Genomic DNA, 15,819 nt, shown 5'->3' on the forward strand with positions numbered 1-15,819 from the left:
GCAGACAAGCCACACCCGAGACACCAGTGACTTTTGCCGATTGTCGGACCCAGCATTTGAGGGTATTGGCAAGGATGCATTAACCATTTTTCCGCTAGGGTTTCCGCGGGGTTTCTGGTTTCTCGTACCAAGGCAAATCGATGTTCTCTCGCTCCTCGACATTCGGCCGCTGCGCCGCCATCCTTGCTGTTGCCGCACTTCTGCCGGCCACGGTTGCTGATGCCGCTTCCCGCGACAAGCGCTTCTTCGAATCCGTCGCCGGCGTCTGGAAAGGCCCGGGCGAAATCGTTGCGGGCAAATACAAGGGCACCAAGTTCACCTGTAACCTGACCGGCCTGCCGGCCGAGGGCAAGGAAACCGGGCTCAAGCTCGACGGCACTTGCCGCGTTGGCGTCTTCAGCCAGCCGATGTCGGCTGTCATCTCGCAGTCCGGCGGCAGCTACAAGGGTCAGTTCCTGGATGGCGCAGACGGCAAGGGCCTCGACATCGTCTCGGGCAGCGTGACCGGCAATCGCGCCGTCATGGGCATCAACCGCGCCAAGCTCAACGGCGCCATGGTTGCGCGCCTGGAAGAAGGCGACGCCATGAACATCACCATTTCGGTGAAGGTGGAAGATCGCATGATCCCCGTGATCGGCCTGAAGCTCAATCGGCAGGCAACCGCCATGGCCGAGACCGCAGAAAACGACTGATCGCTGCCAAGCCTTGCCGGGACGACTTCAACCGCGCCACCAGGCGCGGTTTTCGTTTGCGACAGCGATACCCGTGCGATCGGCACGATCAAGCCAGCTCGCCACGGCCTCTCCCTTCACCACCAGATACGGATCGATGTCAGCCAGCGGCATCAGCACGAAGGCGCGCTCGGTCATGCGTGGATGCGGGACCTTGAGATGCTCGGCATCGATCACCCGGTCGGCGAAGGTCAGGATGTCGATATCGATCGTGCGCGGACCCCAGCGTTCGACGCGCACGCGCTTCATCGTCCGCTCGATCTCGAGACAAGCGGCGAGCAGATCCTGTGGCTCAAGCAGCGTCTCGACCGCCGCGCAGGCATTGTAGAAATCGGCCTGATCCGTCTTGCCCCAGGGCGGCGTCCGGTAGAGACGCGACACGGAGGTGACCCGACAGTCGGCGCGCTCGTCGAGACGGCGCAAAGCTTCCGCCATGGCGGCCACCGGATCTCCGATATTACCACCGAGGCCAAGCGTTGCCGCCAGCCAGGTCTTACTGTCTGAATTGTTCAACGCTCACCTGTACATGATCGAGAATGCCGGCAATCGGCGCACTCGGCTTGCGCACCGTGATCCGGCATCGCTGCATCTCGGGGAAACGGTCCAGAAGGCCTCGGGCAATCGCCAGCGCAAGAGCCTCGATCAACTGTCGCCTGCTGCCGGTGACGATGTCGCGGATGACCTCGAAGGCGATACCGTAATGCACCGTGCCTTCGAGCGTATCCGTCTCGGCGGCCTCGAGCGCATCCACATCGAATTCAGCGTCGACGAAAAACCGTTGGCCAAGGACGCCCTCCTCGGGGAAAACCCCGTGATGGGCAAAGAAGGCACAGTTCTTCAGCGTGATGGTGAAAACGCCGCTCATACGGGCTGATCCTCGTTTGCAGCAAGCCGCCGCTCTGCCGCGAGCATAGCATCGGCCATCACCAGGGCGTCGCGGTTGATCGCGACATTATGAACCCGGAAAACGGAAGCCCCCTTCAGGCGAAGGGCGACCGTGGTCGCCGCGGTCGCCGCGTCACGGTCGCGTGCGTCGCGGCCGGTGAGTGTTCCGAGAAACCGCTTGCGCGATGTACCGGCCAGAAGCGGGAGGCCGAAGCCATGCAGTTCCTCGAAACGCGCGATCAGGTCCATGTTCTCTTCCAGAGTTTCTTTGGCGAAGCCGAAACCCGGATCGAGAACGATTGTTTCCCTGGACACGCCCGCACGCGCCGCAATCTCCAGCGACAGCCCGAGGAAATGTCGCTGATCGGCGATAGGGTCCTCAAGCTTCTCTCGCCCGCGTCCGGTATGCATGATGCAGAGCCCTGCCCCAGTCGCAGCCGCGACATCGGCGATCTCAGGCTCGCGCTGCAGGCCATGCACATCATTGATGATATGCGCACCGGCCTCGACGGCCGCCCTGGCGGTCGCCGCCCTGTAGGTGTCGATCGAGATGAGTGCGTCGGTCTTTTCGCGCAAGGCGCCGATCACCGGCAGAACGCGGGCCATTTCCTGGTCCGCACTAACTTCCGCGGCCCCTGGCCGTGTCGATTCGCCGCCGATATCCAGGATGACCGCGCCGTCTTGGGCGCAAGCCAGCGCATGGGCCACTGCCGTCTCGACGCCCGCATGCAATCCACCATCCGAAAAGGAATCGGGCGTGACATTGATGATCGCCATGATCGCACCATGCTCGGTCAGATCGAGGGAACGGCCATGCCCTACACGCCAAATTGTGCGTTCAACCATGGTCACGCGACCCTGTATCCTCTCGACGTATTTCGGCGAAGCTGCGATAGTGCAGATCGGGTTTGGCTATGCCCCAAGGGCGCGGCGAATACAACATTGCGGAAAAAAGAATGAAGCACTCCCGCCGTCTTCGGGCCGCCGTCACCTTGGCTGTCCTGATCGGCATCTCCCTGCCACCCTCGGCCAGTGCCGACGTGGTGGTTCGCAAGTCCATCAGCTATTTCCAGATTGGCGGGCGAACCGCAGCCGACATCGATGCGGAACTGTCGCGCAAGGGTCCGTTCACCCAGGCGAGCGGCAATCGTCATCCCGGCGCCACCCAGATCCGCTTCGGCGGCGACATGACTTACACCAGACGCGGCAATCGCTGCGCGGTCGACGATGTCCGCGTCACCGTCGAGACCAAACTCATCCTGCCGCGCTGGAAGAACCGCAAGCGCGCGACGCAGGACATGGCCACTCTCTGGGATGCCCTCGCCTCCGACATCAAGCGTCACGAAGAGCGTCATGCCGAAATCGCCCGCCAGCATGCGAAGCTCTTGGAGCAACGCCTTTTGAAGCTGCGGCCGGAGCGGGACTGCGAAATCCTGCAGGAGCGCGTTGGAGAGGTCACGGAAGAGGTGACTGCGGCCCATGATGAGGCACAGATGCGATTCGACAGAATCGAAGCGAAGAACTTCCAGGATCGCATGCTGCGGATCCTGCGATATCGCCGTGGATCCCAGGAAAACCAGTAGAATTCACCCCTAAATTACGAGGGTGAGTGTTGCCGCCATGCTGCGGCTTGCCCGAGCCTTGCGCCTCCGCCTGTGAATAACCGGCAATTTCTCGGCGTGGCTCTTGATACAAAACTGAAATATAAGTGTCATCGAATACGTTGATTAAGCGTAACCGATTTCCCCGTTCTCCCGGCGCGTCCTGGTGCCACAGGTGCTTCCTCCCTCGCCTGGTTGGCGATGCGCCCCCTTGCCCCGCTTTCGTCTGACGGAAGCGGGGCCTTTTTTGGCGGGTAGCGCTGACAGGAGATGTTAGCCCTGACGCTCGGGCACATGGACGACGAGGCCGTCCAGCGCCGCCGTCACCTTGATCTGACAGGAAAGACGCGACGTCGGCCGTACATCCACGGCAAAATCAAGCATGTCTTCTTCCATCGGCGACGGCTGGCCGACCTTTTCGGACCAGGCGTCGTCGACATAGACATGACAGGTGGCACAGGCGCAGGCGCCGCCGCATTCGGCATCGATCCCGGGGACCGAGTTGCGGACGGCATTTTCCATGACCGTGGAGCCATCGGCTGCCGCGATGTCGAAACGAGTGCCGTCGAATGCGATGATGCTGATATTTGCCATGAGTGCCTGTCCAGATGTCGCCTTGTGAAAACCGGCGAAGTCATCTCTTAAATCGGAAAGTCAGTCAACTCACGGCGAAGCGATCAGTGGATCGCACTCAAGCAGCGTCGTTCAGCGGGCAAGCTTCAGGATGAAATGCTCGGCCTCGAGCACGGCCGCCGCAACGGAGGCAAGTGCGTCGGCATTGGCACCCTTGGTCTCGATCAGATCGGCCGCACCGGCAACCCGCAAGGCGCCGACCGCCATGGCGGCGTTGCGCAGACGATTGGCCGCAGCCTTGACCTCGACCTTGTTGCGCCCGGCGGAGATGGCAGTGAGGCATCCCCGCGCCTGGCGGGCAAACATCTGGAGGATCTCGATTTCGACCGCCTTGTCGCCCTTGGTCTGCGCCGCGAGGTGAACGAGATCGATCGGACGTTCTCGGGAGGGCGTCGGGCCAACGAGGTTGTCGGGCGCATCGAACGCGATATTGACTGCTGCTGCCATGCCACTCATCCTTGGTTTTCTTGTTTTTGGTGACCAGACTTTGCGGCGCGGCAATGGGCATCCCGTTAAAAACCCCGGGGATCGGGCCAAAAAGCTTTCGCTATGGTTAACGCGAATTAAACCCCGATACAGACTGGCTTTTCGGCCGAAACCTTGATTGAAATACTGTTAACAAGAGCAAGGGGCGCTGGACCCAGGGAACCGCATTAATTGTATCGCATGGGCAAATGTGTCAGTACGATACGGTTGATTGGGCAAAACTGCGTGAAGTTTGCCCGAAAGCCAGTCGGTGCTAGAACTTCCGGCGGGAATGCCGGCGGCGAGCAGTCCGACTGCGAAAGAAGAGATTTCGTCTGGCGTGGCGACAGGCGGGACCTCAAGTGAACGGTGGGATCAGGACGAAGCCTGGCGATGAGCGGCATCGCTGCCTGCGTCCCCCGCCGAGAGTAAGCGGTAACGAGGCGTAACCCTATGGCGAACAAGAAGACCGACTCGATTGACGAGAACGCGTTCCAGGCTCTCGAGGCGGCCCTGAGCATCGATTTCGAGGGCGAGGAGTCCGCCGCGCCTGCCAAGGCACGGTCCAAAATGCACGCCCCGGAGGCCCCTGTGTCAGATAGTATCCCGCGGTCTGCGTCGAAGAAGACGATCGAGCGCCGCTCTGCGCGCGCCGGCGAACTCAATCCCGAACCGGCACCCAAGGCGCCGGCCTTCGCGCCCGCCAATGACGGTTCGCGCCGCACGCCCAACGCGATCCTCAAGACGCTCGATGGCGCCTCGCTGACCTCTGCCCTCCGCAATGCCGGCATCGTGTCCGCGCTCTGGGTGCTCGGCGCACTCGGCCTCACGCAACTTCTTTACGGCAGCAGCATCTGGCAGGCCCCGTCCATCGCGGACATCGTCGCCACGCCGGGCGTCGTTGCCATTGTCGTCGGCACCTTCCTGCCGATCATGCTCTTCTTTGCTTTCGCCATCATGATGGCGCGCGCGCACGACCTGCGCAATGCCGCCCGCTCCATGGCCGAAGTGGCCCTTCGTCTCGCAGAGCCGGAAACCATCGCCTCTGAACGCATCATGACGGTCGGCCAAGCCGTCCGCCGCGAAGTTTCGGCGATGAACGAGGGCATCGAACGCACGATCGCCCGCGCGACCGAACTCGAAACGCTCGTCCATTCCGAAGTCACCGCGCTCGAGCGCAGCTATACCGACAACGAACTGCGCGTCCGTGGTCTCGTGCACGAACTCGGCGCCGAGCGTGATGCCATCGTTAATCACGCAGAGCGGATCCGGTCATCGATTGTCGGCGCCCATGAACAGCTCAAGGAAGAGCTTTCGCTGGCGACCGAGGAAATTTCGGTCCGACTGCAGACGTCGGGCGAGGCTTTCGCCTCGATGATCGACACCCGCGCTGCGACGATCATGGAAAAGTCCGACGCGGCTGTGACCGCGCTCGGTTCGCTGCTCGCGCACAAGACCGAGACCATGGTGCAGACGCTGGCCGCATCGGGCATGTCGCTGTCCAACGAGTTCGACACCCAGCTGCAGTCCCTGACCTCGACGCTGAGCCAGCGCGGTCGCGAACTGCTCGGTGAATTCGAGACCCGGGCCTCAACGCTCGATGCCAATACCGAGAAGCTGAACGCTGCTCTCAACGAGCGCGCCCGCCAGCTGAACGAGACCCTGGTCGAGCGGACCCGCGACATCGCGGAGACCCTCAAGGGCAGCGAAAGCTCGATCGCCTCCTCGCTCGATGACGTGCTTTCCCGCCTCAACAGCTCGCTCGACGAACGTGGCCGTAGCTTCCGCCAGAGCCTTCAGGCGAGCGCCGACGACGCGATCGTCGATCTCGACCTGCGCTCCGGCCTCTTCGAGGATCGCTTCCAGACGACGATCGGCCAGATCAACGCGACCTTCGACCAGCGCGTCGCCGAATTCGCCAGCGCATTCGACCAGAGGTCCGGATCGCTCGATTCGAAGCTCATGGAAAGCCTCGCCCGCATCAACGAGACCGTCAACGGCGGGACCGATTCGATCAGCGGCATCCTGAACTCCAGCATCGAACGCCTGGGCTCCACCCTGACCGACCAGTCGCTGGCGCTGGCGATGACGCTGAGCACCAGCCAGGAAATGCTGGACAGCTCGATGTCGGACCGCGCGCAGGAAATCGCGGACGCCATGTCTGCCCGCGCAGCCGCTCTGACCGAAAGCCTGGAAAGCGCCCAGAAGCGCATCGATCAGGTCATGGAGGAGCGCAGCGGCTCGCTCTACAACGCCCTCACCGACAACCAGTCGCGCTTCGAGCAGACGCTGTCGAGCCGCGCCGAGCACATCGTCAATGCACTGGAAGCCAACCAGGATCGTTTCGCCGAGACGCTCGACGTCAAGGCCCGCGGCATCGCGACCCTGGTCGAGGGTCAGAGCGAACAGCTGATCGACGCGCTCAACACCAAGAGCCTCGAACTCGACCTGACCCTGACCGCCCGTACCCAGGATCTCTCCGAGACGCTGAACGACAGCCAGCGCCGCATCGACGAGACGCTGAGCCAGCGCGCCTCCGCGATCATCGAGACGGTGGCCGATGCCGATCGTCGCATCGACGCAGCCTTCACCGAGAAGGCCGAGGCGATCCGCACGGCCTATGGCGACAATCAGGAACGTCTCGAGCTCTCGCTTGCCAGCCACACGTCCTACCTCGCTTCGACGCTTGAAGATGCCACAGGCGACATCGAGCGCACGCTTGGCCAGACGACCGGCCGCATCTCGGAGACCCTGGCCTCCGGCATTGGCGAGTTGGAAAACAAGCTCGGCAGCAGCGAACGGAACCTCGGCGAGATTCTTACCTCCGCATCCGGCGCGATCGCCCAGACGCTGGATGACAATGCAACCCGCATCGCCGAAACGCTGACCTCGGGTGTCGGCGATATCGACGGACGCATTGCCGAAACAGGCGCGAACCTCCGCGCAAGCCTCGAAGCAGCCTCTGGCGCCTTGGCCACGACGCTTGGCGAGAACACCGACCGGATTGCACAGACGATCGAGCAGGGCGTCGAGGCGATCGACGGTCGTCTTGTCGACACGCATGAACGCATCCGCGCCACCCTCGACGACCGCACACAGGCGATCTCGCTGACGCTCAACGATGCCCGCAGCACGCTTGAGACGAGCCTCGGCGAGCACGCCACCTCGATCGGCGCTTCGATTGCCGCGAGCGCCGGCATGCTCGAAATGAGCCTGGAAGATCACGAGGAAAACCTGCGCAAGGCCATCGACGACTCGAGCCGCGCTTTGGACGAGCGTCTGCGCGGCACGGCCGGTGCCCTCACCGATCAGATCCGCGAGGCAGCCGACGACATCACCCGCTCGGCACAGGGCTTCTCGGGCACCGTCGAACAGTCGGTCACCGGCATGGCCAGCCGCCTTGACGAGACGAGCACCCGCATCGAACAGAGCCTCGGCACACTTGAAGACCGCCTGCGCAACGGCCTCGACGGTGTCGATGCCCGCGTCAACGATGCTGGCGAGAAGTTCGCCGCCCGCCTCGACGAAAAGGTCTCCACGATCGAGCGCGTCGGCAACGAAGCCTCGATGCGCGTCGCCCAGGCTCTCGACGAAGGCACGAACCGCGTCGCGGAAACCTTCGACACCCGCACGCCTGTCATCGAAGAGCGTCTGGCGACCATGGACCGCGCACTCAACATCGGTCTTGAAAACGTCAACCGCACGATCGAAGGCAAGGCCGCCGGCCTTGCAACGGCTCTGCGCAGTGCCGTCACCGACGCCGCCCGTGATCTCGATGCCGAAGCCCAGCGCTCGGTCGATCGCCTGACCGCCACCACCTCGCAGTTTGCCGAGCAGATCGGTGAGCGCAGCGCCGAGCTCAACCGGACGGTCGAGGAGCGGTCCGAGGAACTGGCAAAGCGCATCACGGATACGCAGAACCGCCTCGCGGGCCAGGCTGCGACGATCGCCGAAACCTTCTCCCAAGCCGGCGATGTCATCAGCAACAAGGTTTCGCAAGCCGAAGCCCTGGTCAGCGCGCAGGTCGCGAACCTCTCCGGCACGCTCGGCGAAGTCAGCACGACGCTCGAGCAGCGCGCAGCCGCAATCCGTGAAGCAATCTCCGGCAATACGCGGGAACTTGCCGATGCCATGAACGAGGCAGAAAAGGCACTCGAGGCCCGCGGCAACTCCATCCGCGACGCGATCTCCGGAAACACCCAGGAACTCGCGACCACGATGAACGCGGTGGAGAAGGCGCTCGAAGCGCGTGGCAACTCCATCCGCTCGGTTCTCGATGACCGGACCCGCGAGCTCAACTCCATGCTCTCGACGCGCTCAGCAGAACTGTCACGCCTGATCGACGAGAAGGCCGCCCCGGTCGTGGCGTCCTATGCCGAAACGGGCCGCGCCGCCGCCGAGCAGATCGCAGCCGCCGCAGAGCAGAGTGCAGAACGCCTGCGCAGCGAAAACGCAGCTCTCGTCGATGCTATCAGCCAGCGCACCGACCGCGCCGTCTCGACCCTCAGCGCTGCCGAACAGAACCTCGTGGCAAGCGCCTCTCAGCTCATCGAGCGTCTGGGCGACAGCAATGCCGGCCTTTCCTCGATGATCGATCAGGCCGTTCAGAGCATCGGTTCGCTCGACAGCCGCCTCGGCGCGACCGCCAACCGCTTCAACGAGACGGCGACCCAGGCGACCGACATGCTGTCGACCTCCAACCGCCTGCTCGACGACAAGCTCGGCCGCCTGACCGCGGTTTCCGGCGAAACGCTGCAGCAGGTCTCCTCGATCGTCAGCCGCTTCGGCGACCATACGCAGGTTCTGGGCAAGGCATCGGAGCTTCTCTCGGCCGCCCAGTCGAACCTCGTCGGCACGCTGGAAGAGCGTCAGCAGGCCCTGCGCGACCTGTCGATCGGCCTCGTTAAGCGCTCGGAAGAAATCGAAACGACGATGCAGTCGCTCGGCAAGATGGTCGAGACGGCCTTCGATCGCGCCGAGCAGCGTTCAGGCCAGATGGCTGGCAACCTGCGCCAGAGCGTGCAGGCCTCCTTCACCGATATCGGCCAGATCCTCGGCGAGACCGAAAAGCGGGCGCAGTCGACCGCCGCCAGCATGCGCGACAGCGTCCAGGCATCGTTCTCCGATGTTGGACAGATGCTCGGCGAGACCGAGAAGAAGGCGCAAATCACCGCGGCCAATATGCGCAACGCCCTTCTGTCCGCCGAACAGGAAGCCCAGCAGTCGATCGACAAGACGCTGAGCGAGGCGGAGAAGCGTTCGGGCGAACTCGCAAACCGCCTGCGCGGCGGACTCGCGGTCTCCCTCAACGACATCGACCACCTCCTCGGCGAGGCAGGCCGCAAGTCGGAAGGTGCTGCCGCAGCCCTGCGCCAGGCCATGCAGGAAGCCGTCAACGAGGCGGTTGCCCGCTTCACCGGCGCGACGGACGAAATCCGCCGCTCGGCTGTCGATATCCGCAAGGAACTCGACCTGACGCGCAACGAATTGAAGCGCGGCGCCTTTGACCTGCCCGAGGAAGCCAAGGAAAGCGCGGCCCAGATGCGCCGTGCCGTCGCGGAACAGATCAAGGCCCTGCAGGACATTTCCCAGCTCGTGGGCCGCACCAGCCAGACGCTGGAGATCTCGGAACCCGTGGCGCGTCGTCTCGCGGAAGCCCAGCCTGAACCGGTCCGCCGTCCGGCAGCTGCTCCGCAGCCGGCCCGTCAGACCGAAAGCCTCGGCCTGCGTGGCAGCCTAGGTGCGACCGAGCCCTACACGCAGTCGACTGCAGCCACCACGCGCGCAGAAGGCGGCGGCTGGATCAGCGACCTGCTCCGTGGCGCCTCCCGTGAGGAACCCGCAGAAGCCCCTGCCCCGGCACGCCCGGCCCCGGCGCCCCAGCGCCCGGTCGCCGAGAGCCAGCCGGCCCGTCAGGGTGACACGCGCAATCCGCGTCACATGGTCGAATCGCTGAACTCACTTTCGGTCGACATCGCCCGCGCCATCGACCACGACGCCTCGGTCGATCTGTGGCGCCGCTACCAGCGCGGCGAACGCGACATCTTCACGCGCCGCCTCTACACGCTGAAGGGCCAGCAGACCTTCGACGAGATCAAGCGCAAGTATGACCGCGAGCCGGAATTCCGCGTTGCAGTCGACCGCTACATCGCCGATTTCGAGAAGCTCCTGGCAGATGTCGCCCGCACCGATCGCGACAAGTCGATCACCCAGTCCTACCTGACCTCGGACACGGGCAAGGTTTACACCATGCTCGCCCACGCTGCCGGTCGCTTCAGCTAAGAAACGAAAAGAGAGCCGCGCAGCCGGCTCTCTCGCTGCACACAGAAAACCCCGGACCGCATCTGCGCTCCGGGGTTTTTCATGTGCTGAATGCCTGGATTGGCAAGTGTCACATGGACTGAAGCGTCCAGGCGACGATATCCGCCGTCACACGGGCAAAGGCCCGATCCAGTGCCGCGACATAGGCGGCATTGTCCGTTCCCGAAGACGGGACTTCGGCACGGAACACCCGTTGCGCCCTGACCGTACCATTGCGGTCGTTGAGCAGCTTGGCCGAGATCTCGACGACGCCACGGTCGGCACCTTCGGCAGAAATCTCGAATGCGCGAACATCGGTGATGAGCTGGTAGTCGATCGCCAGACCCTGGCCCGGCTTGCCAACGCCACCAAGACGATTGGTGTTCTCGAAGGCTTCGACCAGCTTGGACTGCACGACGCGTGTCAGGCGGTCGCTCCACTGCGACTGTGACAGATACTGGATCTCGGCGCCCGAGACGCGCACGAGGATCTGCTCGCTGTCGAGCGCCTTCAATGCCGAGGGATCGGCAACAAGCAGCTGCCGGTTACGGGCGCTGGCAGGTGTCGCAATCTCGCTGACGGAGGCCGTCAGGTCGAAGGTGTCATTGACCGCCTTCGAGCCGCAGGCGGCAAGCCCAAGCCCGAGTGCCGGAACGAGCGCAGTCATCGAAAGCAACCGGCGCAACCGCATCACGGAAAACTCGCTCGCCCCGTTCCTGTCCATTCTGTCGTCCTTTCGGGATGTTCTTGTCATCGGCGCGTCCGTCCGTCGAATTCCTTCACGGTGTCGCCACCGAAGAGAAGGCGCTGCGGGTCGTCGTCGAAATTGGTGATCGCGTCGTTCAGGCCACGCACGGTGTTGCGTGTATCGTTGACCAGCGTCTGGATGTCACGCAGTCCGGTCGACGAGAAGCGCTGCAGATTTTCGGCGATCGGCCCGATGCGCGCATTGAGGTTCTCTGCGGCAAGGCGGATCGACTCGAGCGTCCGGCGCGCTTGTGCGCTAAGCGAATCCGCTTCACCCGAACCGAGGAAACTGTCCACCTTGCGCAGGATCCCGTCGACCTGCGTGGAAGCATTGTTCAGACGATTGGCAAGCTGCGTGAAGTCGTCGATCGCGCGATCGATATCGTCCTTGCGGCCGGTGATGCTGTTCGACAAGTCGCGGAAGCCGGCAATGGCCTGGCGCGCATCGGCCGAGGCAACGGAGACGTCGTCGACCACGCGCCCGATCTTCTGGCTGTCCACCGCATCAATGAGACGGGAAACCTTCTGCAGTGTCTGGTCGGCATTGTTGCCGAAGCGCTGGAAGGTGTCGGCAGTCTCGCGGAAGCTGTCGATGGCCGGCCCGATGCGGTTCGAGGCCTCGGCAAAGCTTGCGGTCGCCCGTTCGGTGTTGGCGAGGATCTGGTCGATCTTGTCGGAGTTCAGCGACCTGAACAGATCTTCTGCGGCAGAGAGCGTCGAATCGAGGCGGCCCGACAAACCGGAGACGGAGTCGGACAGAGCGCTCACGCTCTGGAGAAACTGGTCGATGCCGGCGGCATTGTCAGCCAGCGATTTCGAGAATGTCTCGGCATTGCGCACCGTGTTGGTGAGCGGCCCGCGCGCATCGGCGATGAAGCCCTGCAATTCCGCGACCGCGCCATCGGCACGCTGCAGGATCCGGTCGGCCGTCGACAGAAGATTGGTCACGCTGGACTGTTCGGCCGTCAGGATCGCCGGTTCGCCTGTGTCAAGCGCCCGCTGAAGAATGGCGTCGCCCGAACCCGGACCGCCACCCGAAAGCTCGACATAGGCGGCGCCCGTCAGACCCTGGATCTCGAGCACGGCCTTCGTCCCAGAGGTGACAGGCGCATCGGCGCGCACCTCGGTGAAGGCGACGGAGAAGTTCGGATCTTCGTTATCGATATAGAGATTGCGGACCGAGCCGACGGAAATGCCGTTGAAGCGCACCGGAGAACCGATGCTCAGACCATTGGCCGAGCCCGGAATACGAATGGCGAGCGGCGCCATCTCGCCGCCGCGTCCATATTCCGCCATCCAATAGACGAAACCAAAGGCGGCCCCGATGACCATCATCGTGAAAAAACCGACTATGGCGTAATTGGCTTTGGTTTCCATGGCTCACTCTACCGGATGTCCGGCGGAAGACTCCGCCCGGGGAATGGAACGGGCACGTTTGCCCCTGAAATAGGATTGCACCCACGCATCATCGAAGGCGAGCATATCGTCCAGCGTCCCCTCGACCAGAACCTTCTTCTGTCCGAGAACCGCGATACGGTCGCAGACGGAGAACAGGCTGTCGAGATCGTGGGTCACCATATAGACCGTCAATCCAAGGGTATCGCGCAGCTGCGCGATCAAATCATCGAATTCGGCGGCACCGATCGGGTCGAGACCGGAGGTTGGCTCGTCGAGGAAGACGAGATCCGGATCGAGCGCCAAAGCACGCGCCAAGGCCGCGCGCTTGATCATGCCGCCGGAGAGTTCCGAGGGATATTTGTCTGCGGCATCAGGCTTCAGACCGACGAGGTCGATCTTCAGATAGGCGAGTTCGTCCATCAGCCATTGCGGCAGGTCCAGGTATTCGCGCATCGGCAGCTGGATATTCTCCTTCACGGTCAATGCCGAAAATAGGGCGCCGTGCTGGAAAAGAACCCCCAGGCGGGTGTCGAGCGTCATGCGCTGTGCATCATCCACCGCATCGTAATCCGCACCGAGGATCTCGATCTTGCCGGATCGCCGCGGCAGAAGCCTGAGAACCGTCCGCATCAGCACCGACTTGCCGGCACCCGAAGCGCCGACGAAGCCGAGAATTTCGCCGCGATAGATATCGAGGTTCAACTTGTCGAGGACGATCTTGTCGCCAAAGCCGACAGTCAGATCCTGAACCGACAGGATGATCTCGCGCTCTTCGGAAGGTCTTTCGTTCACCGGGCCCTCCTCAGAAATCGATGGCTGCGTAGAACATGGCAAACAGCCCGTCCACGAGGATGACGACAAAGATCGACTTCACCACGGATGCCGTGACATGGCGGCCGAGCGATTCGGCGCTGCCGCCCACCTTCATGCCTTCGACAGCGGCGATGATGCCGATGATCAGCGCCATGAACGGCGCCTTGATCATGCCTGTGGCCAGCGTCGAATAGTCGACGGCTTCGTGCAGGCGGGTGATGAAGACGTCGAAGGTGATGCCGGAATAGCCCCAGGCGACCACCGCAGCGCCGTAAAGGGCCGCAAAGTTCGCGACGATGGTGAGCAGGGGCAGCGCGATCGTAAGCGCCACCAGCCGCGGGAACACCAGAACGCCGATCGGATTGAGCCCGATCACCTTGAGCGCGTCGATCTCTTCGCGCATCTTCATCGAGCCGATCTCGGCCGTAATCGCACTGCCGGAGCGACCCGCGATCATGATGGCGGTCAAGAGCACGCCGATTTCACGCAATTGCAGGATGCCGACGAGATCGACGACGAAGACCTCGGCGCCGAAATAGCGGAGCTGGAATGCCCCCTGCTGCGCGATGATCGCGCCGATCAGGAAAGACATGAGCGTGATGATCGGGACCGCTCGGACACCCATATGGTCGAGCTGATTGACGACGGAAGCAGGCGAGACCCCTGCCCCACGGCCGAGCTTGGTCTGGGCGCCGCGAACGGCAGAGCCCAGAACGAACATCATCGCGACGATGTCGCCCCAGAGGCTTAAGGTGACCTTTCCGACGGGTTCAAAGACGCGCTCGAACCGGGTGCGGTGATCGACCGGCTTTTCAGGCGCCGTGACATGTTCGGGAAGCGCCTCGATCAATTCGCGCATGCCGGCAGTACCGCCGACGATTTCGACGGAGCCTCCCCGCTCGCGCTGCTCCGTGACGAAGCGACGGATGAGCCAGGCACCGGCCGTGTCCATGCCGGTCACGCCGCTGAGGTCGATCGTCTCGTGCCCGGAACCGCCGGCATCCACCAGTGGCCCGGCGGACTTGATCATCGCGCTCAGGGAATTGTTTTTCCAGCGGCCGGCAAGGCGGATCAGCCGACCGTTGCCGTCCGGCTGTTCCTCGATGTCAATGCGGGCATTTTCTGGCTCAACCGAACTCAAGGTGGCGACAACTTCCAAATTCGCGCCGGGGGATCCGGTTGCGCAAATCACGTGACAGATGGCTGCACACTATAACCATCGCCGCCCGCGAAGAAATCCTTTGCAAACCGTTAATTGCTTTTTCCAATCCGATTGCAGGCGGCCATGACCGCTTTGCAACAGGCAGCGTCGTCAGGCGGCGCGGATACCGTCGTCCTGAGCGGCTTCCGGCATTGGCTTAGGCAACAGGATCGGCACGAGTTTGCCCGCCCGTTTGCCAGCCGGCACTTCGCTGATCTTGTGGCCCCAGGAGATCAATTCCAGGCGACCGTCCGGGTGCTCGGCGATCGCCGTGCAGCTTTCGACCCAGTCACCGGTGTTGACGTAATGGATGCCGTCGATGTCTTCCATGACCGCATGGTGGATATGGCCACAGATGACGCCATCCACCTCGGCGCGACGCGCCTCGTCCGCCACGACCCGCTGAAACTCGCCGATGAAATTCACCGCATGCTTCACCTGCAGCTTGGCCCAGGCCGAGAAAGACCAGTAGGGCATGCCGAGACGACGGCGGATGGCAGCGAGCATCACGTTGATGGCAATGGCGGTGTCATAGGCCCAGTCGCCGAGATAGGCGAGCAGCCGGGCATTGCGGACCACGACGTCGAACTCGTCGCCATGCAGCACGAGGTATTTCTTGCCGTCCGCCATCTCGTGTACGATGCGCTGGGCAACTTCGATGCCGCCGAAATGAATGCCGGGGAAGTCCCGCATGAACTCGTCGTGGTTGCCGGGGATATAGATGATCTTCGTCCCCTTGCGCGCCTTGCGCAGGAGCTTTTGGACCACATCGTTGCACTGCTGCGGCCAGTACCAGCTGCGCTTCAGGCGCCAGCCATCGACGATATCGCCCACCAGGATGATGGTCTCCGCCTCGTGGGTACGCAGGAAATCGAGAAGGAAGTCCGTCTTTGCGGCCTTCGATCCGAGATGCACATCCGAGATGAACAGGGTCCTGAAATGGCGTGTTTCGCTGGCTTCTTCCACGGCACGGTCCTCTTCGCTGTCTGCACAGCGCTTAATCAGACTCGTGTTGCAGGAAGATGACATGGCCGTGATCTATTGT

At 62.9% G+C, this 15,819-nt stretch carries 13 protein-coding genes; 3 read left to right on the forward strand and 10 right to left on the reverse strand.

The window, feature by feature from the left end; translation table 11 throughout:
- Window positions 1-140: 140 nt before the first annotated feature.
- Window positions 141-692, forward strand: coding sequence for a hypothetical protein (locus M1E12_RS09030; protein WP_136541608.1), 552 nt, complete (start codon window positions 141-143; stop codon window positions 690-692).
- 27 nt (window positions 693-719) lie between these two features.
- Here M1E12_RS09030 and folK read toward each other — a convergent pair whose 3' ends face one another.
- The 3 genes from folK to folP are packed head-to-tail and all read right to left on the reverse strand — an operon-like array spanning window position 720 to window position 2,468.
- Window positions 720-1,244, reverse strand: coding sequence for a 2-amino-4-hydroxy-6-hydroxymethyldihydropteridine diphosphokinase (gene folK / locus M1E12_RS09035; RefSeq protein WP_479564447.1), 525 nt, complete (start codon window positions 1,242-1,244; stop codon window positions 720-722).
- The gene (gene folB, locus M1E12_RS09040) at window positions 1,225-1,596 is read right to left on the reverse strand and encodes a dihydroneopterin aldolase (RefSeq protein WP_479564448.1); all 372 of its coding nucleotides are present in this window, start codon (window positions 1,594-1,596) and stop codon (window positions 1,225-1,227) included. The genes folK and folB overlap by 20 nt, the downstream gene beginning before the upstream one ends.
- Window positions 1,593-2,468, reverse strand: coding sequence for a dihydropteroate synthase (gene folP, locus M1E12_RS09045; protein ID WP_479564449.1), 876 nt, complete (start codon window positions 2,466-2,468; stop codon window positions 1,593-1,595). The genes folB and folP overlap by 4 nt, the downstream gene beginning before the upstream one ends.
- 104 nt (window positions 2,469-2,572) lie before the next feature.
- Between folP and M1E12_RS09050 the strand changes: the two genes are divergently transcribed.
- A complete protein-coding gene (locus M1E12_RS09050) occupies window positions 2,573-3,199 on the forward strand; it encodes a DUF922 domain-containing Zn-dependent protease (protein WP_479564450.1) in 627 nt (208 codons plus the stop codon).
- 291 nt (window positions 3,200-3,490) lie between these two features.
- On the opposite strand, the gene M1E12_RS09055 is transcribed toward M1E12_RS09050, so the two are convergent.
- Window positions 3,491-3,811 (reverse strand): 2Fe-2S iron-sulfur cluster-binding protein, encoded by a 321-nt coding sequence (locus M1E12_RS09055; protein ID WP_479564451.1) that lies wholly within the window; start codon window positions 3,809-3,811, stop codon window positions 3,491-3,493.
- A 111-nt stretch (window positions 3,812-3,922) separates the two neighbouring features.
- Entirely contained in the window at window positions 3,923-4,306 is a 384-nt protein-coding gene (locus tag M1E12_RS09060) for an Hpt domain-containing protein (protein ID WP_113459538.1), read from the reverse strand.
- Between the two features lie 462 nt (window positions 4,307-4,768).
- Between M1E12_RS09060 and M1E12_RS09065 the strand changes: the two genes are divergently transcribed.
- Window positions 4,769-10,597, forward strand: a complete 5,829-nt coding sequence (locus M1E12_RS09065) for an apolipoprotein A-IV repeat region-like domain-containing protein (protein ID WP_479564452.1) — start codon at window positions 4,769-4,771, stop codon at window positions 10,595-10,597.
- A gap of 109 nt (window positions 10,598-10,706) precedes the next feature.
- On the opposite strand, the gene M1E12_RS09070 is transcribed toward M1E12_RS09065, so the two are convergent.
- The 5 genes from M1E12_RS09070 to M1E12_RS09090 form a co-directional block, all read right to left on the reverse strand.
- Complete coding sequence (locus M1E12_RS09070; protein WP_479564453.1) at window positions 10,707-11,339, reverse strand: ABC-type transport auxiliary lipoprotein family protein; 633 nt, start codon at window positions 11,337-11,339, stop codon at window positions 10,707-10,709.
- Window positions 11,340-11,365: 26 nt separating this feature from the next.
- Window positions 11,366-12,739 carry an MlaD family protein gene (locus M1E12_RS09075; protein WP_479564454.1) on the reverse strand — a complete coding sequence of 458 codons (1,374 nt, stop codon included), beginning with the start codon at window positions 12,737-12,739 and terminating at the stop codon, window positions 11,366-11,368.
- A 3-nt stretch (window positions 12,740-12,742) separates the two neighbouring features.
- A complete protein-coding gene (locus tag M1E12_RS09080) occupies window positions 12,743-13,552 on the reverse strand; it encodes an ABC transporter ATP-binding protein (protein WP_246035079.1) in 810 nt (269 codons plus the stop codon).
- A 10-nt stretch (window positions 13,553-13,562) separates the two neighbouring features.
- The gene (locus tag M1E12_RS09085) at window positions 13,563-14,714 is read right to left on the reverse strand and encodes an MlaE family lipid ABC transporter permease subunit (protein WP_479564455.1); all 1,152 of its coding nucleotides are present in this window, start codon (window positions 14,712-14,714) and stop codon (window positions 13,563-13,565) included.
- Window positions 14,715-14,885: 171 nt separating this feature from the next.
- A complete protein-coding gene (locus tag M1E12_RS09090) occupies window positions 14,886-15,803 on the reverse strand; it encodes a UDP-2,3-diacylglucosamine diphosphatase (RefSeq protein ID WP_479564456.1) in 918 nt (305 codons plus the stop codon).
- Window positions 15,804-15,819: the final 16 nt, after the last annotated feature.

The sequence above is a fragment of the Rhizobium sp. K33 genome, assembly GCF_056501445.1.